Source organism: Klebsiella sp. HN106, assembly GCF_051209435.1.
Classification (GTDB): Bacteria; Pseudomonadota; Gammaproteobacteria; order Enterobacterales; family Enterobacteriaceae; genus Klebsiella; species Klebsiella oxytoca.
In genome coordinates, this window is record NZ_JBLURD010000117.1 from 1 (window position 1) to 406 (window position 406).

1 protein-coding gene is annotated in these 406 nt (G+C 49.8%); it reads left to right on the top strand.

Going from position 1 to position 406, the window contains the following annotated elements:
• Positions 1–194: IS1 family transposase (locus ACSIPU_RS30585; RefSeq protein WP_000718190.1), on the top strand; the 194-nt coding region annotated here is incomplete at its 5' end.
• Positions 195–406 lie beyond the last annotated feature (212 nt).

Below are 406 nucleotides of genomic sequence, written 5' to 3' on the forward strand. Positions count from 1 at the left end.
CGCTGTATGAATCCCGCCTGAAGGGAAAGCTGCACGTAATCAGCAAGCGATATACGCAGCGAATTGAGCGGCATAACCTGAATCTGAGGCAGCACCTGGCACGGCTGGGACGGAAGTCGCTGTCGTTCTCAAAATCGGTGGAGCTGCATGACAAAGTCATCGGGCATTATCTGAACATAAAACACTATCAGTAAGTTGGAGTCATTACCCCCCGGACGAGTGGGAATCCATGGTAGGGATTTTTACCGAAATGGAAGAACACTATTAGGGGGCACCTCAGAAAACGGAATCTATGGTCACTCCCGTTTTTGCAACACCGATTTTGACGATAAATTGGCTTGCTTGAATCTATCCGGCGTCTGAATGGGATTTTATTCCCGCGCCTCGATGAGTTCCGCGCCTGATG